Below are 18,194 nucleotides of genomic sequence, written 5' to 3'. Positions count from 1 at the left end.
ACTATCTGGACCCACTCAACTATCGGGCGGGGTTGACGTCGTATGTGACGGAACCGCTGTTTGCGGCGTCGGCAGCAGCAGGTCTTGCTGCGGGAACGACATGGATGTTAGTGGAGAAATCGCCATGCGCCGGATGAGCTACAGCAGCGAACATATGTTGCCTCATCCATTCACTGTGGCCGTTAACCAGAAAGCCCCCCGAGCGCCTGATGTATTGCCGACGCGACGTCTCATAGACCCCTCGCAGCGCAAACCACGGCACATGCGGCAAATCGTGATGCACCAGGTGGTAGTTATTGTTCAGAAACAGCAACCGCCAGAACCACGATGCTTCGTTAATCACCGTGCGGTGTTCGGGAGCCTGCGCGACACGATGTTCCTGAAACGAGCGAATCGAACCCAGCGACAACGCGCCGTAGCCCACACCGACAATAAACACCCACGCCGGTATTCCGCAGCAACTCCGCAACCACAGCGTTAAAGCAGCCAACGCAGCGACGTGCGCAAACCACACCGGCACATCGCGCCAATCACCGCGCCTGATTTTGGCGAGCGCATCCACACCGGTCGCTGAAATAGAAAACGCCGGCCCAACCAGCAATCTGCCGATAAACGTATTCCGGAATGTCAGCAGCGCGCGAATCGCCCACCCCGCGCGTTGCCACACCAATGAATTGACGAAGTAGCTTTCCGGATCGCGTTCCGGATGCGTCAAATGCGCATCGTCATGATGCTGGAGATGCGAATCCCGATAGATGCCGTACGGAAACCACACGGCCAGCGGCGCAAAGCCGAGCCCTGCGTTGACCAGGCGCGAACGGGTTGGATGACCATGCAACAGTTCATGCTGCAGCGACATGTACCACGCACTGAGCAAAGCGAGCAGTGCGACGGCGAGCGGCAAACCAAGCTCACGCGCGTGAGTAGCCGCGCCGAACCATCCGCTATAAATCGTGACGATCAGTGCCCATGTTGGCCATTGCGTGCGCCATGTCCAGCTCGTTGCAAGTCGGGTGAGGTTTTTGCGCTGCGTATCGTCGAGGTAAAACGCCATGGGCTTGACCGGTCGAAGTGCATGTTCAGACCGATCCTACGGACCCATGGGCGCCGCCAGAACCATTTTGTTCAGCAATGCATCTGCCCGAACGTGCTTAGGCGGGGCAGATATCGCCGGCCCGCGTGCGGCCCGAACCGGTGCTCAACGGTGCTCAATGCGCGTCCGCCACGCGGCATGCGTGATCGAGCAAGGGTTCCGCCGTGCCGCTGCCGTTGTCCACCTCGGTGCCGCTATTCACGAGCAGCCAGCCGTCCTGTTCCGCGGAAGGCCCCGCGCCCGTCACGAGAATGGTTTGCGTGGCCATTGCCGCTTCGCCCGGGTTGTCGCGCGCGACGACGCGGAACGGATTACCGCTGTTCGTCAGCGTGTTGACGCGCATGATCCGGTAGCGGTTGCCGTCGAGCGTGTCCCAATGCCACTCGCCGGGTGCGTCTTTCGCGTGATGTGCAAGCGCCTCGCTAATATCGCCGCGCATGCAATCGATATGAATATGCAACTGGTTCTGCGAACGCCGGTACTTCGAATTGATTTCAAGGCCGAGCTGATTGTCGGGCAGCGTGCGCTTGACCGATTGCTCGACGTAACGGCGCGAATCCCACGCGTCGACCCAATAGTCCTGCGCGTGCGGCGCCAGCACGAGCGGGCTTTCGATCCCGGTGATGCGGTCGGTCGGAATCAGCAGATGCTGCGACCGTCCGACGATGTCCTTCAGGATCGCATAGCGTTGGTCGAGATTGACGGTCGTGCATTGGCCCGGTGTGCCGGTTGCCTGTTGCGACGGCACGCAGCGCAGATCGACGATCTTCCATAGCGCGTTGGAATCGATCGTGGCGAGACGTGCACAGCCAGTGGCCGCGAGCGCGACGGTCAACGCGGCCAACGCAGCCCGCAGGCCGACGCTGCGGCGCGAAAGAGTTCGCAGTGACAGGTGGGGCATCAGTGTTTTCAACGGTGCATCGGCTGGCTTTTTTTTCTGCGCGATCATCGGCATTTCGTCGGTATTTTCAAAGGTAGGTCGCGGCGCGGATCAAAGCGTCGGCGCAGGCAACACGCCGAGCAACTGCTCGAACGCGACACCGATCGCCAGCAGCCGCCGGTCTTCACCTAGCGGCCCGTCCAGTTCCAGGCCGACCGGCAAGCCACCCGGGGTCATGCCGGCAGGCAGCGACAGGCCCGGAATACCCGATGTGCTGGCCGGATCGGTATTGCGCAGGAACGCGTCCATCGTGTCGATCGGTTCGCCGCCGTCGACGCTGACGAACGACGAGCCATACACGTCGTCGATCGGCGCTGCGGCGAGACGCGTGGTCGGAAACAGCAGCGCGTCGAGCCGCTCATCGGCGAACGTCGCCGCCATGTAAGCCCGCAAACGCGGCCGCCACAGATTCAGCGCGTCGTCGTATTGCACGGCAAGCACGTCGCCGAGCACGCCGTCGTAAATCGCGCGGACATCCGGGCTCGCAATGCGGGCCGCGAGTTCGGCGACGGTTTTGACCGGCGCGTCATTCGCAACGAGCCAGGCGCGCACGTCGTCGAGCGCTTCGTGGATTGCAATCGGGCCGCCCACCATGCCGTTCAAATGATCGAGCTCGCGCATCGCCACCGGCACGAACACCACGCCCGCTGCCTCGAGCCGCCGCAACGCGTCGCGCGCGATGTCGTCCACCTGGCGCTCGAGCCCTTCCCACAGCGGCGCAGGCAAGCCGACGCGCAAGCCGCTCAGCGCGATATCCGGCAACGCGCCGCTGCCGGTGATCACGCCGTCCAGCAGCGCGATATCGGCAACGGTGCGCGCCATCGGCCCGACCGTATCGCGCGTATGGCTGATCGGCACCACGGCGTCCGGGTCGTGATAGCGCCGTTCAGCACCACCATTGCCGACCGAAGGACGAAACCCCGCGATGCCCGTCAACGCCGCCGGAATGCGCGTCGAGCCGCCGGTATCGGTGCCGAGTCCTGCGGGCACGATGCGCGCGGCAATCGCCGCCGCCGTGCCGCCCGACGAACCGCCCGGAATCCGCGTGGGATCGTAGGGATTGCGCACCGGGCCCGCGTGCGTGGCGAGGTTCGTGCTGGTGATACCGAACGCGAGTTCGTGCATGTTGGCCTTGCCGAGCACGATCGCGCCGGCGTCGATCAGACGCTGCACCGAGGGCGCGTTCGCCTTCGGGATAAAGCCTTCGAGCGCCGGTGTGCCCGCCGAGGTTTGCAAACCGACGGTGTTGATGTTGTCCTTCACGACGATCGGCAAGCCGGCCAGCGGCAATTGCGCGAGCGCGGCGGCCGGCAATGCGTCGATGCGCCGCGCGGCGGCGAGCGCGCCGTCGAGGTCGAGCGTGGTGAGCGCATTGAGGCTCTCGAGCGACGCCGCGCGCGCAAGCAGCGTGGCCACGTAGTCGGCGGCTTTGAGGCGGCCTGACTGGATGGCGGCGATGGCTTCGGTGGCGGTTAGCGCGAGTTGTTCATCGACGGTCCATGTCATGGCCGATGTCTCCATAGGTTAGGGTGCCGGGTCGGCGCGATGGGTTTCGTGAAAGGCAGCGCAGTGCGGCACGCGCGAACGCAGGCCGTTCGGCTGCGACCGTGGGATGGGTATCGGGAGGGGCAGGGAAAAGCGAGCGGCGCAAGGCGGCGACAACGGTCGATACGTCGGTCATGGCGGGCGTGCAGGGGACGAGCTCGAGGTGTCGTCTATTCTGGCACAACCCGCCCGGCGTCGACGTCGGGCGACGCAAGGCCGTAGCGGATGGCGTTACTGGTGGTTATCGATCCACATGCGTCCCCAGCGGAACGCGTACGCGAGCGCATGCTCTTCGTCGAAGAAGTAATCCAGCGCGTCGAACGAATAGGCTTGCTCGTGGTTCGCAGCGGTTTTCTCGATCGTCAGGTTGGCGGCGAACAGGCCGTTGGGCAGGCGTTGCGCAACCGGCGCGACTTCGTAACCCTTGTAGCGGAGATGTGAATTCATGGTCGTGGCAGTGAGTATGCCCGCGTGCGTTGTCGAGGAAACCGGCACGTGAGACGCGTATTGGCAGCGTCGGGCGGCCGGTGAGTCGGCGGGCAGGATCAAGCGTAGAGGGCACTGCGCAGCCGGTGAACGAATCATTCGTCGTAAGCAAATCAGCGGGGTTCGGGAACGGACTTCATCCGTTCGCATCGGACCATATCGGTTGTGCTCGCACACACTATCCGGCGCGGCGGGACCGTGGTCTGTTATGTGGCGCACGGTTCGGACAAGCGCGAACGCCGTGGACCGGCAATGCGGCGCCACGGCTTGCAGACAGCGTGTTTCGAGGAGACTTAGACCGCGTGCAGCAAGCGCGCGGGTTGCGCTTCGTTGCGTGCTGCTTCGTTCTGCGCGCCGGGAACCGACGCGGCAACCGGCGTGCGATGCGAGGCAAAGGCCAGCGCGAATTGCGCGGCCTGCTGGCCGACCGTGGCGAGCTGATCGACCACTTTCGGATCCGAACAGGTGTCGACGCTGTCGAAGCGCGTTTCCAGCGTGTTGATGCCGGCACCGAACGGCGTGGGCCAGCCGCGCAACGCGTGGACGATCGAGCGTAGCGACGTCAGCACGGAGCCGGCGGCTTGCCAGCCGTACGCGGTGACGATACAACCGACCGCGCGGCCGTCGAGATACGGACGTTCGTCGGCGCGCAATTCTTCGAGCGTATCCAGCGCGTTCTTGACGAGCCCGGACACGCCGCCGTGATAACCCGGCGTGGCGATGATCAGCGCGTCCGCGTGGCGCACGGCTTCTATCAGTTCGAGCTGCTCGTCGGTGCGGGCGGGATTTTCAGGGGCGTAGTGGGGCAGGCTATGCAGGAACGTGCCGCCGAACAGGCGCGTTTGTGCGCCGGCGGCTTCCGCGCCGCGCAACGCAAAGCCGAGTGCGCGCTCGGTCGACGAGGCGGCGCGGGTCGTGCCGCCGATGCCGATAACGAGTGGCCGGCGCTGATGGTCGAAACTGGTCAACGAAATGCTCCTTCGGTAACGGCTCACAGCTTGCCGGCGCGGGGCTGCGCGCAGCGAAGCCGGGACGAACCGGACTTTGAAGTGTCATCTTAAAGACCATCGCCTGCTGGGCGAAGCGACTTTTTGTTCTAACGATATAACCCGCGTGAGGCAGCGGGGTTTTTTTCTGCTCGCGAATGTGCGCTGGAGTGCACTTGGATCGATGCGGGATAAGCATATGGCGAACGATTGGTTGGGGGCGCGATGGGTGGACGCTATGATCGAATCGTCTCCTCCATGACATCTCCTTGACATGGGACTCGGCCTCGCTACGTTAAGTGGCGAGGCCTTTTTTTTCGTCCATCGTGGGGAGTGGAGAACCGGGCCGCAAGCGGCCCGGTAGTCGCGCGTCAGAACTTGTAGGTCGCGCCGATCTGTGCAAAACGCCCGACATAGGAGTACAGCGACGTGTCGTAACCGGACTGGTAGCTGGCGTTCATGAAGGTCGGATCGAACGGCGGCGCGCGGTTGAAGATGTTGTCGACACCCGCATAGAGCGTCCAGTGCTTGATCCCCGTGTAGCTGAAGAACAGATTGAACTGGCTATAGGACGACACACCGTCCTTCATGCCGGGATAGTTCCCCGGCGGCAGAATGGCTTGCGCGTAAGGCCCGGTATAAACCCAGGTCAAGGTGGCATTCCACTTCTGGTAGTTCCAGTTCAGATCGGTATTGCCCTTCCAGCGCGGGAAGCTGGCGCCGAACGGCGTATTCTGCGCACCGTTGTTGCCGGCGAAGTCGGTGGTGACGCCACCCACCGGCATCTTGAAGTGCCAGACGTAGGTCCAGTCTCCGGACAGGGTGAACGTGCCGATTTTGGTTGCCACTGACTGCCGGAACGTCGTTTCGAAGCCGTCCGTATCGAGCGACGCCAGGTTCTGGTAAGGCAACAAAACATACGCGATCGAACCGTTCGGGTTCCGGATGACCTTCGACGGATCGTTCTCATTCACCACGGACTGGATATCGTCCGTGCCGATCACGTTGTCGATGTGGATCTTGTACCAGTCGAAGCCGATGTCGGTGGTGCGTGTCGGCGACAACTGGAAGCCGAGGTTGTAGTTCTTGGTCCGCTCCGGTTGCAGATTGCGCGAGCCCGCCTGGATTTCTTCACGCAACGCATAAGCGCCCGGATCGTTCGGATCGTGCGGATCGATCGCCCCCTGGGCACCGAACGTTTTCGACGAGGTGTTTTCGATCAGTGTCGGCGCGCGGAAGCCGCGCGTGTACGACCCGTACATCGTCAATTCACGAACCGGCTGGAAGCGAAGCGCGAAACGCGGCGAGAACGCACCGCCGAAATCGCTGTAGTGATCGTAGCGCCCGGACTGGCTGAAGGTCAGGTTCGTCAGCAGCGGGATATCGACCTGGTAGTAGACCGCGGCCACGTTGCGTTCACCGTCGACGGACTGGATCGACGGATTGACGTAGGTACCGTTCACATAGCCCGCGCCGGTGCCGATGTACTGGCTCTGGTGCAGGAACTGGGCGCCGAAACCCAGCCCGACGTCGCCGGTGGGCAGCGTGAACAGGTGAGGTGTCGCCAGCGTGGCATCGACCGCGTCGAGCTTGGTGATCGCCTGCGTCGACGTACTGCCGTACAAGCCGTTCAGGCCGTTCGGCGTGGCGGACGGATTGGCGAAGTCGAACACGCCGTTCTGAACGATGTTGGTCAGCGCATTCGCGTTGAGCAGGTTCGTAAAGTTATTCGACACCGTATTCTGCGAATGCGTATACGCGGTGCTCCAGTCCCAGTCTCCAATGCCGGGGGTCGTGAACGAGCCCTTGACGCCGGTTGCGGCGCGCCAGAAATTGGAGCTCGTGCGAACCGACTGCGTGGCGGGGAACGCGTAGCGAAGCTGCGTCGGCACACCGAACGGGTTGTAGGGATTGCTCGCCGGCACCACGTTCGAGATCAGATTGACGCCACCGGTGGCGGGGTTGTAAGTCTGCGTGCTGGAGCTCAACCGTCCGACGAAATTATTGGTGTTGGTCGTATTGTTGCTTTCCCACAGATCGGCAAACGCCTGCATCGCGTCGTTGATCTTGAAGTCGGCGTGGACCTTCGCGCTCAGGCGTTCGGTCCACGGCGAAAGGGAGGTCGCGTAGGCGGTATTGTTCTGGCAGACGGTGCCTCCGGAACCATAAGTCTGCGCGTTGGAATTGGCCGGCACGACCGTGCCGCCGTTGGGGCAAGGGCTCAGCGGCACGTTGCCGATACCGTTGCCGCGGTGCCAGTACGACGGCGACTGGTTGGAGAGGCCGCCGGGCTGATTCGAGAAGTCCTGGTTCTGCGTCGTATCGCGGTCGGAGGCCAGAAAGCCGTTCGATTTGTAGTAACTGAGCGCGGCCGTGACGTTGAAACGGTCTGAATTCAAATCGCCGATACCGCCCAGGATACTGAAGCGGGTCGTGCCCTGGCCGCCGCCGTTCTGCGTGGCTCCGCCGTAGCTGCCGCCCAGTTCCAGCCCCTGGAAGTTGCGCTTGGTGATGATGTTCACCACACCGGCAATGGCGTCGGAGCCGTACTGCGAGACGGCGCCGGTCTTCACGATTTCAATGCGATCGATGATGTTCAACGGCAACGTATTCACGTCGAAAAACTGATCGGTACCGTTGACGGCGAATGCGTAGGGCGCGACGCGCTGCCCGTCGACCAGCACCAGGGTGTACTTCTCGCTGAGGCCGCGCAACGCGATGCCCGCGCCGCCGGGTGCGAAGCTGTTGGTCGATCCCTCGCCCCAGCTACTGGCCGAATTGGCCGACACGTTGCGCAGGTAATCGGCCACATTGGTATAGCCGCTGTTTTCTATCTCCTTCGCCGTGATCTTCTGAACCTGATTGAAGCCCACCTTGTCGGCGCTGCGAATCAACGATCCGGTCACTTCGAAGGTCTTGATCTGTTGAACCTTCTCTTTGGACGGGGTCGCCGGGTTGGCGGCGGTGCTTTTAGCCGTGCCGGTGGCCGCGCTGGTGGCCGGGTTCGTGGCCGGTGGCGGAGCACTATTGACTGACGGTGTCGCGGCTGTATTTCCCGCCGCGGTGGGCTGGCTCTGCGCGAATGCCGGACCGGCGAGCGCAGCCGAAAACGCCAGCTCGGCCCAGATTATTCTTTTTATGGCTAATGCCAATGCACGCTGTTTCAATTTTTCCCCTTCTCGCTTGTAAATAGAGCTACGCCAAAATGGTTGGCGAGGTCTCGTGAACCTCGCCACGCGATTGGCGGCGATATTGCGCCGCACCATATAAAGCTGTCCCATCCATTCACTTCACCTCGTGCCGATTCACCGTGCGCGTAGTTGAAGGCGAACAGAAGGGACACGCTAAATTTCAACGTGTCGGATTACCGGGTGATCGAAATGGAAGTGCCTCGTTTTCTCGTGTCTCACTCTGGCATGGCCGAAACGACGACCTATCGTTTTAACCGCTGCTTCGTCTGCTTAAGCGGCGTAAGAGTCAAATAGCGGAAGCGCCGAATATCCTGTTTTCGGGAATAAAAAGGCCTGAAAAGGATATGCATTCAGCCTACTTTGGCCCGACAACTTTCATGCTTTTTGCTGTTTGTAATATTACGTAACCTCTTGAGATCGGGAAGATAGCAAGAAAAAAAATTACATAGCAAACTTTTTTTGATAAATGCACAAAAAGTTTCATCGGAGAATGGCATGGATTCTGAAATTGAAAGGTATTGGTAATTTTATTTATGCAATTCGAATGTGCGCGATTGCGCGAATATCGCGCGATACAAGCGAGTTAATGTGCCGGGCTGAAAGAATCTGAAGCGGTTGAGGCGAGTGGGAGAAAGTAAGCGGCGGGATTCTGTTGGTTTTATGGAATGGCGGAAGATAGGAGTCGAATCGCCGGGATTGCCCGCGCGACGATAGTTTTTGAAGCGATATCGCTCGACTGGGAATGTCGTCTATCGGCGCGAATATCGCGCCTGCGATTGGAGTCTTGCGCTCCAACCGTATTCTGTTTTATCGCCGGATCTGACGGCTTCGCGAGAAAGCGTTCAAAAAACGGGTCGGTTTTCGTGTGCGCCATTCAACCTCGCTGCGGGCCGCGTGCGAGGCGCGAATCCCGCGGCGTGAATCGCGGTCACGCCGGTTCATGCGCGTCCATGTCCGTTCATGCAGATGGCTGACATTTTTCACATGCTAGGATGATCCGCGACGCGATTCACGGCGAGGTCGAGCAGGCAATGGCAACTCTTTATGAAACGCTTGGCGTGCCCACGCACGCCACCGACGACGAAATCAAGCGGGCTTACCGCAAGGCCGCGATGAAGTGGCATCCGGACCGCAACAGCGGCGCGGAAGACGTTGCGCGCGCCACGTTCCAGGAGATCAAGGACGCGTACGCGATCCTCTCCGACGCCTCGCAACGCAAGGTGTACGACGCGGTCTACGCCGAGCAGATGCGCGGCTGGGAGGCGCAGCGTACGCGTCGGGAACGGGCCCAGGCGGAGCGCGAAGCAGCAGCGCGAGCCGCCGACGAAGCGGCCTATGCGGAGATGGTGTCGCTCGCCATGCGTTTCGCCGATGAAGGCCACAACCGCGATGTGCTGTTCGGCGTGTTGCTCGGGCGCCGCTGCGAGGCGCGGCGAGCCGCGCAGATCGCGGATAGCGTGGCGGCGTTGCAGATGGCGCGACGCGAGGCGGAAGCGGCGGCGAATCGCGCGGCCCGCGGCAAGCGTGAGGACAAGCGCGAAGAACAGCATGAAGACAAAGACAAACCCGACGACGCCACTTCCGCCGCGCATCCTGCCGGCGTACTCGGCGGTCTCTGGTTTCAATTCCTGAACGGCTTGCGGTTCTGAAGCATCAAGCAGGCAGCTTCGTGAGCCGCGCCAGTTCGGCCGCGAGTTCGTCGATATAAGGATCGTTGAGTCCGCAATCGTCGAGCGCGGTCTGCAGCTTGAACACATACTCGGCATTGGTGCCGAACAGGCCTGTCGCGACCGCCATCGACGCACCGATCGACGACGCCCGCGCGTCGCCTTCGTATTGCCGATCCTGCGGCTCGGCCACGAAGGCAATCGCCTGGACTTGCGTGCCGTCTTCGAGCGTCACCGGTGCCCAGGTCGGACGATACGCGCCGGTCACCATCTCGCGAATCCACAGAATCCGCAGCTCTTCGGCGAGCGTCGCGCCGCACAGGCGTAGCGCGACGCCTTGCGTGCTGCCGCCCGGTTCGAGCGCGAGCATGCGGCCCGGCTGTTCAGGCGTTGCGCGGCCCGCGATCAGCCGGATGCAGAAACTACGATGCCAGCCATGCAGTGTCGCGATGCGTCGGCAGTCGAAGTCGGAGATCGGATTCCACATCAGCGAGCCATAAGCGAACACCCAGACCTCGCCGTCGTCCGGACGCTGCCGCAGCGTCTGTGCGAGCGACGCGTCGATCCGCTCCTGCGTCCAGAGCATTTCTTTGGGCAGCGAATCGAAGCTCTCGAGATAGGCGCCCGAGCTGATGGTGTTTCTGTTCAACATCCGGTAGTTCCGTCATGGTGTGCCGCGCGCGGGGTTCAGGCCGCACCGGCGTGGAAGATCACCGCCAGTATGAACGTGAGCGCCGTCCGGAAAAATCCGTCTGACGGAAATGGTGTGTCGCCGTGATGGCGACAATCGATACCGCGCCGTTGGCGTGCCGCGCTGCGCCGCTGCCATGCCTTTGCCTCGCCGTTACCAGATACCCGCGCCGCTAATGCGCCTTCAGCATCGCTGATTGTCGCGTTTCAGGCCGCTCAGTCACGACCTGCAGGCTCTTTATCCGCCCCGTCGCCGTCGCCAGAATGACACCCTTGAGTGCTTGTGCTTCGCGAGCGTGTCCGGCCGGCGCTCGTGGTTCGCCACACCATGCCACGGCCGGATTTCGGGGAAGGGCTGATCGATGAAAACTGCAACCTCACACGGCGAGGCCGGCGCCAAACCGCTGATTCTTGCCGCCGTCTGTTTATCCGCGCTGGTGCTGCCGCTGGCGTTCTCGGGCGGCGCGGTCGCCACGCCCGCGATCGGGCGCGATCTGGGCGGCAGCGCGGGCGCGCTGACCTGGATCACCAACGCCTTCATGCTGAGCTTCGGCAGCCTGCTGATGGCGGCCGGCGCACTCGCCGATCAGTTCGGCCGCAAGCGGCTTTTCGTGGCCGGGCTGGGTGGTTTTATCGTGGCGTCGCTGGCGCTGAGTCTGGCGCCTTCGGTGGCCTGGCTCGACGCGTTGCGCGCGCTGCAGGGCGTCGCGGCGGCCGCGTCGCTAGCGAGCGGTTCCGCGGCGTTAGCGCAGGAATTTACCGGGCACGCCCGCACGCGCGCGTTCAGCATGCTGGGGACGAGCTTCGGTATTGGCCTCGCATTCGGTCCGCTGATGGCGGGTGCCTTGATCACGCACTTCGGCTGGCGCGCGATCTTCGTGGCGATCGCGGCGATCGGTGCGCTCGCGTTCGTGTTCGGCGTGCCGCGCATGCGCGAAACACGCGACCCTGCCGCCACCGGTCTCGACTGGCCCGGCACGCTGAGCTTCACCGGCACGCTCGGGCTCTTCACGGTCGCGGTGATTCAGGCGCCGCAAGCCGGTTGGTCCAGCGCGCTGGTGATCGGCCTGCTGAGCGCGTCGGCGGTCATGCTGGCCGTGTTCGTGACGGTGGAACTACGCGTCGCCCGACCGATGCTGGATCTGAGCCTGTTTCGCTATCCGCGTTTCGTGGGCGTGCAGATTCTGCCGGTCGGCACCTGCTACTGCTACATCGTGCTGATCGTGATGTTGCCGCTGCGGTTTATCGGCGCGGAGGGTCTCAGCGAAATGGAGGCGGGCCTGCTGATGATCGCGTTGTCGGCGCCGTTGCTTGCCGTGCCGCTGCTGGTTGCTTCGCTGACGCGGTGGATATCGGCAGGCGTGCTGTCGGGGCTCGGTTTTCTGATCGCCGCGGCGGGACTTTACTGGCTGAGTTGTGTCGATATCGGCGCATCGCGCGGGTCCGCGATCGTGCCGATGCTGATCGTCGGCATCGGTGCGGGGATGCCATGGGGTTTGATGGACGGACTGTCGGTGAGCGTCGTGCCGAAGGAGCGGGCGGGTATGGCCACGGGTATTTTCAGCACGACGCGGGTGGCGGGCGAAGGGATTGCGCTCGCGATCGTCACCGCGATACTCGCGGGCCTCGCGCAACACAGCCTTACGCGAATAACAGCGGACGGCAGCCTCGCGATGACAGAGCGCATTGCCGAAGCAGCGCAGCGTTTGACCACGGGCGACCTGGCAAGCGCCGCCGCGAGTTTGCCGCAAATCAGCCGACACGAACTCGCACTCAGCTATACGCAGGCGTTCACGAGTTTGCTGCACGTATTGATCGTGATCACGCTGCTGTCCGCGTGTGCGTCGTTCGTGTTTTTGAGCCGTACGGGAGCGCAGCAGAACGAGTACGGCAACGAGCACGACGGCCATAACGAGCCATTGCGCGAGGCCGAAGAATCCGCCGTGGTGTGACGAAAGACAGCTTGGCCGCCAGACCATAGACGTAGGCCGATTTGATAGAGACCTCGGCCTTTAGCGCGGCAAGCCGCGCTCCTAGAATCAAAGACACGTTCTTACCGTTCGCGACGCGAGTCGAGCGAATGCCGTTCCGTTCTGACCGATCTCCACCTTCAGGCAATCCCTCACGCGGCCTTTCACGCAGTCCCTCCCACGAGGTACGACGCTCATGTTCACTTTCATTATTGTCGTCGCGGTGGCGGCCTTCGTTCCCTACGTCGCGGCACCGGGCATTGCGAATGGCGTCAAGGCGGTTAGCAAGCCTGCGGCCGCCATGCAGTTCGAGCCGACTCTTCCCGCGACGGTGCAAGACAGCGACGCGGCCAATCGGATCGTGTTGAAGAGGCGCGACAGCGAGGCCGCGAGTTGACGAGATTTGATGCGCCGCAGTCATGTGACGAAACGCGGCGTATCGGCGCGTGGGCGACAGCTTAATGAAAGCCTGGTCGTTCACGCTGCTAAACTGGCGGGCAGAAGCATCGCGCGGCGCCGGAGAGTCGAGTCCCCTGGTACAACTTCCCGTAGCGCCATCAATCAGGTCATCGTAGTGTCACGAGGGCGCAAGACTGCGACGGCAGAATGCTGCACAGAAGCAAAAATATATGGGTACGGGGTGAGCGTGACCAGAAAATATAAGGTGCTGTTTCTCTGTCGTGAGAATTCAGCCAGCAGCATTATTGCCGAAGCTTTATTGCGGGAACTGGCGGGACACCGTTTCGATGCATTCAGCGCGGGGCCGGAACCGGCCACGCGGGTTCATCCATTTGCCGTGGCTCAATTGCGGCCGGGCATTTCGGAACTCGGCGTGCTCGGCGCCAAAAGCTGGCTGGAATTCACCGGCGAATGGGCGCCGCGAATGGACGTTATCGTGGCCATGGACGAATTCGTCGCCGCGCCTCATGCGCCTGTGTTTCCGGGGGCGCCGGCTTTGTATCGCTGGAGCTTTGCCGATCCGCTGGCGGACGGCGTTTCAGAGGCGGAGCGCGGGCGACTGTTCGACAAGCTGTTCTGGCAAATCGTGCGGCAGATCAGCGCGTTCATTCAATTACCGCAATACACGGTGCCGCCGCAACTCACCACCTGCAACGCGTGAGCGCCGGATTAACGATTGTTTGAACGGGCCAGCGGGCTGCCTGCGAACGGATCGTTTTTCCAGTCCACATTTTTCTTCGGCTGCGGGGTGGGCGCCGGCGCTGCCGACAATTCAAAGTGGTCGATTGATTGCCCGGCGCTGATTGCCTGTTTGAGCCACTGAGGCATGTCGCCCTGGCCGTCCCAGCTATCTCCGGTCGCGCTACGGTAGCGTGCGTCCTTTTGCGCTGCGGGCTCGGTCGCCAATATCGCGGCCAGATCTTCCGGCTCGATACCAAACTCTTCCATGCGATGGCGGAGATACGCAATCATGCTATCTCGCTTCCTTTCGTCCATAAGATATTCGTCCTTCTAAAGCGTCCGGCGTTCTGTCAGTTACAGATTGCAAGGAAAAGCCGCGTAAGCCTCTAGCCCATCTAAATGGGGCCGGCCCGCGGTCGGGTTATCGATTGAAGGGAATGCTTCTGGCAGCGTTAAATAACGTTGCTCCGTAAATTGCGGTACTGCATTTGTCCGGTCAGGCTGCCATTAATACCCGCTATGCCGATCGGCACGATCAAGCACATTCAGCGCGTATTCCGGCGCACTGCCTGACGGCAGGTAAGGCTGGATAAGCCTTGCGGCCGCCTGGGAACGAACGATGTTGACGATGCGCTGATTGCGTCCGGCTGGTTTCACGTCCACGCTCCGTCTCTCGCCGGTGCCTCGCGTGGGGCCGTTTTTTACGTTATGGCAGCATCATAACGCACTGCGCGGGCAACGCACGCGCTGGTTTGTTGGATTTTGTTCGCGAGTGCGGCTAAACGAACCGGTCCGACGGCAAATCGCATAGCTTGCGAGTCGGAGATTGAATTCCTGAGCGGCCGACCTATAACGGAACAGCGGAGCCAAAATCCGCGTTTCCAGCCTGTGGCGATCGATTCCAGGCGCGCCGCGAGAACGCGTTCGACATCGGTTGCAGGTCTGGCAATGAGTAGCTCGTTTAGTTCGGTGACTCGCCGCAGCAGTCATGCATTGGCAATGACTCGTCCGTCGGCCCGATTGGGCGACCAGGCGTTTTTTCGCGGATCAATTCTTTGGGAGGACGGGTACTGCTGCGCCGGATTCGAGGAGTCTGGACATGAAATTTCATTTGTGGGTGGCAATGGCAAGCGTGGTTCTGCTGCTCGTGCCGGTGAGTATCGGCGCGCAGCAGGCGGATAGCGCGGCAGGCGACGGCATGTCGGGCCGCACGCTGATGCAACAGAACGCGAACGAATCGGCGCAAGCAACGACCGACATGTCGTTCGGAGAACCGGGACAGCCCGTACAGGGCGTGCGGAACGCGTCTTATGGAGGCGTGGCCGCGGGGCAATCGGAAATGGGCGGCCGGCAGAGCCAGTCGTGTTCTTCCGGGCCGCTATGCCGGGTTTATTTTGGTCAATGAAAAGGGTCGGCGGGCGAGGGTGCGGTGCGGGTGACAGACATCGCAACTTCGCACCGCTTTCATGCAATGCCCCGTGACACCGTTGAGAAGCAGCGCTCGCGTACGCTTGCGCAATCCCTATACCCACGCTCCATGACCGCCTCAATAACCCCACGCGCGACTGCGATTTTTCGGGGCGGTCAGCGAGCGGTTTAATACGATGTTATGGTGTGCGCATTCTGGTTTTCACTCACTGATTTCCGGTGACGCAATCTCTGGCAGGTCGACAGGACCTGCTTTTTTTATTCAGGGTGGGCAGTCCGCGATTCGATTAGCACGGCGCTGCCGCTCCAATCCCACTCGTTGTTAAGTAACCCGCAAACAATACTATGTTGATGGAAGATAATCTGCCGTCGAGCCACGCCTCGACGGACGATGGTGCATCGTCGTCCGTGCGTTCGTGGCTCGCGGTCGGCGCCGTTGCAATTGGCGCTTTTGCATTCGTGACGACCGAGTTTTTACCGGTCGGATTGTTGCCGCGTGTCGCGGCGGATCTGGGTGTATCGCCGGGCACCGCCGGGTTGATGGTCACCGTGCCCGGCGTGATCGCGGCCATTTCGGCTCCGGGTCTGATGCTGGTGGCGGGGCGTATGGATCGGCGGCGCGTTTTTCTGCTGCTCACCGCGTTGCTGCTGGCGTCGAATCTGATCTCGGCCTTTGCGCCGGATTTCCTTTTCATGCTGGTGGGCCGTGCGTTGCTCGGCGCGGCGTTGGGCGGTTTCTGGACGTTGGCCACGGCGGCTTCGGGACGCCTCGTGCGGCCGAAAGATTCCGCGCGCGCCATGGCGACGATATTGACCGGCGTAACGTGCGCAACGGTGATCGGCGTGCCGCTCGGCACGTTCATCGCGAGCTTCGCGTCGTGGCGTGCTTCGTTCATGGCGACCGGTGTGCTGGTTGCGGTGGCGCTCGTCGCGCAGTTTTTCTTCGTGCCGTCGTTACCGTCGAACGCGGCATTGCGCCTGCACGATCTCGTGACGCTCCTGCGCCGTTCGCATCCGCGTAAAAGCATGCTGATGGTGGCGCTGGTGTTCGGCGCGCATTTCTCGTCGTACACGTACATCACGCCATTTCTGTTGCGCAATGCGAATCTGAGCATGCCTACCATTACCTGGCTGCTGCTCGGTTTCGGCATTATCGGTTTCGTCTCCAATTTCGCGGTGTCGTCCACGGTCACGCGCAATCTGAAGATCTCGCTCGGTGTGATGGTGTCGCTGCTGATGGTCGCGTTGGTATCGTTGCCGCTGTTGCAGCATTCGTCGATTGGCGTAACGGCGCTCGTGCTCGCGTGGGGCGTTTCGTTCGGCGCGTTGCCGTTGTGTTTCAGCATCTGGATTCAGCGCGCCACACCGGATTCGCCGGAAGCCGGGTCGGCCTTGTTCGTGAGCATCATTCAGGTGGCGATCGCGCTTGGCTCGCTGGTGGGCGGGATGGTGGTCGATCACATCGGGATCTCGGCCGATCTTCTGCTCGGTAGCGCTCTCGCGTTGCTGGGGTTCGGTGTGTTGCTGAGTTTCGGGCGGGGGGAGCAGGGTGTGACGGTTGAGGCTGGCGTGGCTGAGGCGGTGAATCATTCGGCCGGCAAGGTGGCCAATAAGCCGACAAGCAAGCCGACAGCGACGACGGTAGCGTGCCCCGCCTGTACTGACTAACGGCGTCGATGCCGCGCGTGACAGCAAGCTTCATTGCGGCATGAGCCTCGGCACACGCCACAGCCACACGGCACGCAAAATGCTACCCAGCGGATGTGGATCACAACCGTTGGAGGCAGCCATGCGAACAGCAAAACCGGGCTCTTACGCAGACAGCCTGAGCACCGTCCCGGACACAGCGAGCCCAGCGTACGCGGCACGCCACCCCGTCACGCGCGCTTTCGACACCTTCGCCAGTTCGATCACGCGGCTGGCCGGTTCACCGGTCGCGTTCGGCGTCGCGGCAATCACCGTGCTCGTCTGGGGCGTGACGGGTCCGCTATTCCACTTTTCCGACGGCTGGCAACTGGTGATCAATACCGGCACGACCATCATTACCTTTTTGATGGTCTTTCTGATCCAGCAAAGTCAGAACAAGGACAGCGTGGCGATGCATCTGAAGCTGAATGAACTGCTCGCGTCGCATCGCGCGGCGAACGATCAATTGATCGGTATCGAAGGTGCGTCCGAAGACGATCTTCGACGACTCGCGGCCGCTTATTTGCAACTGGCAAGCCGGGCCAACCGGGACGATCAGGAAAGTGTCGACGTCGACGCGTGCATGGAAAAGCCGGTCAAGTCGAGGGGATAAATGTGACGCCAATGACGAGTACAGATTCGATACTCGCCGCGAAGGACGTTTCGATCAGCGCAGCACCTGGACCGGCGTGCCGGTGTAGTTCACGCGAAGCACATTGCCTTCAGGCGTCATGATGCGAGGAATGTCGGTAGGGCGTGGTGTGACAGGTTTCTTAAAGGTATCCGTCACGCGTTTGCCCGGAACGGACCTCGCAACCGGATCTGCAACCCGACGCGGTGTTGCTCTGGACGCATGGCGAGGGACGAGCGACGTCTTGCCTGCTATACCCTTGCCGCTAATGGATGGCTGCGGGAGGCGCGCTTCCGGCGGATTCCAGATCTCGATGTAGTGCTCGCCGGCCACCGCTGTCGAAGCGAACGCCAGCAGCACTGCACCTCGGATCGCAAATCGAAACATGTTTTCTCCCTATGCTTGCCCCACGTTTGCGGAGCGTCACAAGTACGCGGCGTGGCTCGCGAGACCCTGCACAACGGTTCGTGGGCAGGGTCGGACATCCACAGGGAAGAACTGTACATCCATACAGGTTTTCGCGCAATCCTGTGATTGCCCGATGGCCGAGCCGGGTCCCCAGTGAACCGCCTGCCGAGAACGGCGGAGCGCCATGCTCACGTCGCGCGCTTTATGCAAAGGGAGTGCAATTGCCGATGTACGGATCGCGCCTCAGTAGCGTTTGTATTGGCACTGCACTCACGCATCGTGGCCTCGCCGGCCGCTCTTACTCGCAGGCTTCGCCCGCTTTAGGCTCGGCCG

Annotated in this window: 17 protein-coding genes; 7 read left to right on the top strand and 10 right to left on the bottom strand. The window is 61.9% G+C overall.

Annotation, left to right across the window (positions count from 1 at the left end; translation table 11 throughout):
• Window positions 1-19: 19 nt before the first annotated feature.
• The 6 genes from GGD40_RS22835 to GGD40_RS22810 form a co-directional block, all read right to left on the bottom strand.
• Window positions 20-1,054 carry a fatty acid desaturase gene (locus GGD40_RS22835; protein ID WP_179745185.1) on the bottom strand — a complete coding sequence of 345 codons (1,035 nt, stop codon included), beginning with the start codon at window positions 1,052-1,054 and terminating at the stop codon, window positions 20-22.
• Between the two features lie 154 nt (window positions 1,055-1,208).
• On the bottom strand, window positions 1,209-1,994 hold the full coding sequence (locus GGD40_RS22830; RefSeq protein ID WP_179745184.1) for a CDP-diacylglycerol diphosphatase: 786 nt from the start codon (window positions 1,992-1,994) through the stop codon (window positions 1,209-1,211).
• A 90-nt stretch (window positions 1,995-2,084) separates the two neighbouring features.
• Window positions 2,085-3,539 (bottom strand): indoleacetamide hydrolase, encoded by a 1,455-nt coding sequence (gene iaaH, locus GGD40_RS22825; protein ID WP_179745183.1) that lies wholly within the window; start codon window positions 3,537-3,539, stop codon window positions 2,085-2,087.
• A 270-nt stretch (window positions 3,540-3,809) separates the two neighbouring features.
• Complete coding sequence (locus GGD40_RS22820) at window positions 3,810-4,025, bottom strand: hypothetical protein (RefSeq protein WP_035558106.1); 216 nt, start codon at window positions 4,023-4,025, stop codon at window positions 3,810-3,812.
• Window positions 4,026-4,357: 332 nt separating this feature from the next.
• A complete protein-coding gene (locus tag GGD40_RS22815) occupies window positions 4,358-5,032 on the bottom strand; it encodes an NADPH-dependent FMN reductase (RefSeq protein WP_179745182.1) in 675 nt (224 codons plus the stop codon).
• 389 nt (window positions 5,033-5,421) lie between these two features.
• Window positions 5,422-8,217 (bottom strand): TonB-dependent receptor, encoded by a 2,796-nt coding sequence (locus GGD40_RS22810; protein ID WP_179745181.1) that lies wholly within the window; start codon window positions 8,215-8,217, stop codon window positions 5,422-5,424.
• A 1,055-nt stretch (window positions 8,218-9,272) separates the two neighbouring features.
• On the opposite strand from GGD40_RS22810, the gene GGD40_RS22805 reads away from it, so the two are divergent.
• Complete coding sequence (locus GGD40_RS22805) at window positions 9,273-9,890, top strand: J domain-containing protein (RefSeq protein WP_179745180.1); 618 nt, start codon at window positions 9,273-9,275, stop codon at window positions 9,888-9,890.
• Between the two features lie 4 nt (window positions 9,891-9,894).
• On the opposite strand, the gene GGD40_RS22800 is transcribed toward GGD40_RS22805, so the two are convergent.
• The gene (locus GGD40_RS22800; RefSeq protein WP_179745179.1) at window positions 9,895-10,560 is read right to left on the bottom strand and encodes a gamma-glutamylcyclotransferase; all 666 of its coding nucleotides are present in this window, start codon (window positions 10,558-10,560) and stop codon (window positions 9,895-9,897) included.
• Between the two features lie 400 nt (window positions 10,561-10,960).
• Here GGD40_RS22800 and GGD40_RS22795 point away from each other — a divergent pair, with 400 nt between their 5' ends.
• The 3 genes from GGD40_RS22795 (at window position 10,961) to GGD40_RS22785 (ending at window position 13,688) form a co-directional block, all read left to right on the top strand.
• The gene (locus tag GGD40_RS22795) at window positions 10,961-12,550 is read left to right on the top strand and encodes an MFS transporter (RefSeq protein ID WP_179745178.1); all 1,590 of its coding nucleotides are present in this window, start codon (window positions 10,961-10,963) and stop codon (window positions 12,548-12,550) included.
• A gap of 214 nt (window positions 12,551-12,764) precedes the next feature.
• Window positions 12,765-12,965 (top strand): hypothetical protein, encoded by a 201-nt coding sequence (locus tag GGD40_RS22790; RefSeq protein WP_179712812.1) that lies wholly within the window; start codon window positions 12,765-12,767, stop codon window positions 12,963-12,965.
• Between the two features lie 249 nt (window positions 12,966-13,214).
• Complete coding sequence (locus GGD40_RS22785; RefSeq protein ID WP_179747014.1) at window positions 13,215-13,688, top strand: arsenate reductase/protein-tyrosine-phosphatase family protein; 474 nt, start codon at window positions 13,215-13,217, stop codon at window positions 13,686-13,688.
• An 8-nt stretch (window positions 13,689-13,696) separates the two neighbouring features.
• On the opposite strand, the gene GGD40_RS22780 is transcribed toward GGD40_RS22785, so the two are convergent.
• Both GGD40_RS22780 and GGD40_RS36690 read right to left on the bottom strand, forming a co-directional pair.
• On the bottom strand, window positions 13,697-14,023 hold the full coding sequence (locus GGD40_RS22780) for an H-NS histone family protein (protein WP_179745177.1): 327 nt from the start codon (window positions 14,021-14,023) through the stop codon (window positions 13,697-13,699).
• Between the two features lie 192 nt (window positions 14,024-14,215).
• A complete protein-coding gene (locus GGD40_RS36690) occupies window positions 14,216-14,365 on the bottom strand; it encodes a hypothetical protein (protein WP_184000884.1) in 150 nt (49 codons plus the stop codon).
• Window positions 14,366-14,807: 442 nt separating this feature from the next.
• Here GGD40_RS36690 and GGD40_RS22775 point away from each other — a divergent pair, with 442 nt between their 5' ends.
• The 3 genes from GGD40_RS22775 to GGD40_RS22765 all read left to right on the top strand — a co-directional run bounded on the left by GGD40_RS22775 (window position 14,808) and on the right by GGD40_RS22765 (window position 17,435).
• Window positions 14,808-15,113, top strand: coding sequence for a hypothetical protein (locus GGD40_RS22775; protein WP_179712814.1), 306 nt, complete (start codon window positions 14,808-14,810; stop codon window positions 15,111-15,113).
• Window positions 15,114-15,481: 368 nt separating this feature from the next.
• Window positions 15,482-16,804, top strand: a complete 1,323-nt coding sequence (locus GGD40_RS22770; protein WP_257030553.1) for an MFS transporter — start codon at window positions 15,482-15,484, stop codon at window positions 16,802-16,804.
• 121 nt (window positions 16,805-16,925) lie between these two features.
• Entirely contained in the window at window positions 16,926-17,435 is a 510-nt protein-coding gene (locus GGD40_RS22765; protein ID WP_179712819.1) for a low affinity iron permease family protein, read from the top strand.
• Between the two features lie 54 nt (window positions 17,436-17,489).
• On the opposite strand, the gene GGD40_RS22760 is transcribed toward GGD40_RS22765, so the two are convergent.
• Window positions 17,490-17,840, bottom strand: a complete 351-nt coding sequence (locus tag GGD40_RS22760) for a hypothetical protein (protein WP_179745176.1) — start codon at window positions 17,838-17,840, stop codon at window positions 17,490-17,492.
• Window positions 17,841-18,194 lie beyond the last annotated feature (354 nt).

It is taken from the genome of Paraburkholderia bryophila (genome assembly GCF_013409255.1).
Classification (GTDB): Bacteria; Pseudomonadota; Gammaproteobacteria; order Burkholderiales; family Burkholderiaceae; genus Paraburkholderia.
The sequence above is the reverse complement of the archived record's forward strand: the minus strand, read 5'-3'. Positions and strand labels throughout refer to the sequence as shown.

Coding starts and splice junctions, on each gene's coding strand:
- GGD40_RS22775 (WP_179712814.1), top strand. CDS start 14,808: ATGAAATTTCATTTGTGGGTGGCAATGGCAAGCGTGGTTCTGCTGCTC.
- GGD40_RS22780 (WP_179745177.1), bottom strand. CDS start 14,023: ATGGACGAAAGGAAGCGAGATAGCATGATTGCGTATCTCCGCCATCGC.
- GGD40_RS22805 (WP_179745180.1), top strand. CDS start 9,273: ATGGCAACTCTTTATGAAACGCTTGGCGTGCCCACGCACGCCACCGAC.
- GGD40_RS22765 (WP_179712819.1), top strand. CDS start 16,926: ATGCGAACAGCAAAACCGGGCTCTTACGCAGACAGCCTGAGCACCGTC.
- GGD40_RS22835 (WP_179745185.1), bottom strand. CDS start 1,054: ATGGCGTTTTACCTCGACGATACGCAGCGCAAAAACCTCACCCGACTT.
- GGD40_RS22820 (WP_035558106.1), bottom strand. CDS start 4,025: ATGAATTCACATCTCCGCTACAAGGGTTACGAAGTCGCGCCGGTTGCG.
- iaaH (WP_179745183.1), bottom strand. CDS start 3,539: ATGACATGGACCGTCGATGAACAACTCGCGCTAACCGCCACCGAAGCC.
- GGD40_RS22800 (WP_179745179.1), bottom strand. CDS start 10,560: ATGTTGAACAGAAACACCATCAGCTCGGGCGCCTATCTCGAGAGCTTC.
- GGD40_RS22830 (WP_179745184.1), bottom strand. CDS start 1,994: ATGCCCCACCTGTCACTGCGAACTCTTTCGCGCCGCAGCGTCGGCCTG.
- GGD40_RS22790 (WP_179712812.1), top strand. CDS start 12,765: ATGTTCACTTTCATTATTGTCGTCGCGGTGGCGGCCTTCGTTCCCTAC.
- GGD40_RS22770 (WP_257030553.1), top strand. CDS start 15,482: ATGTTGATGGAAGATAATCTGCCGTCGAGCCACGCCTCGACGGACGAT.
- GGD40_RS22760 (WP_179745176.1), bottom strand. CDS start 17,840: ATGTTTCGATTTGCGATCCGAGGTGCAGTGCTGCTGGCGTTCGCTTCG.
- GGD40_RS22795 (WP_179745178.1), top strand. CDS start 10,961: ATGAAAACTGCAACCTCACACGGCGAGGCCGGCGCCAAACCGCTGATT.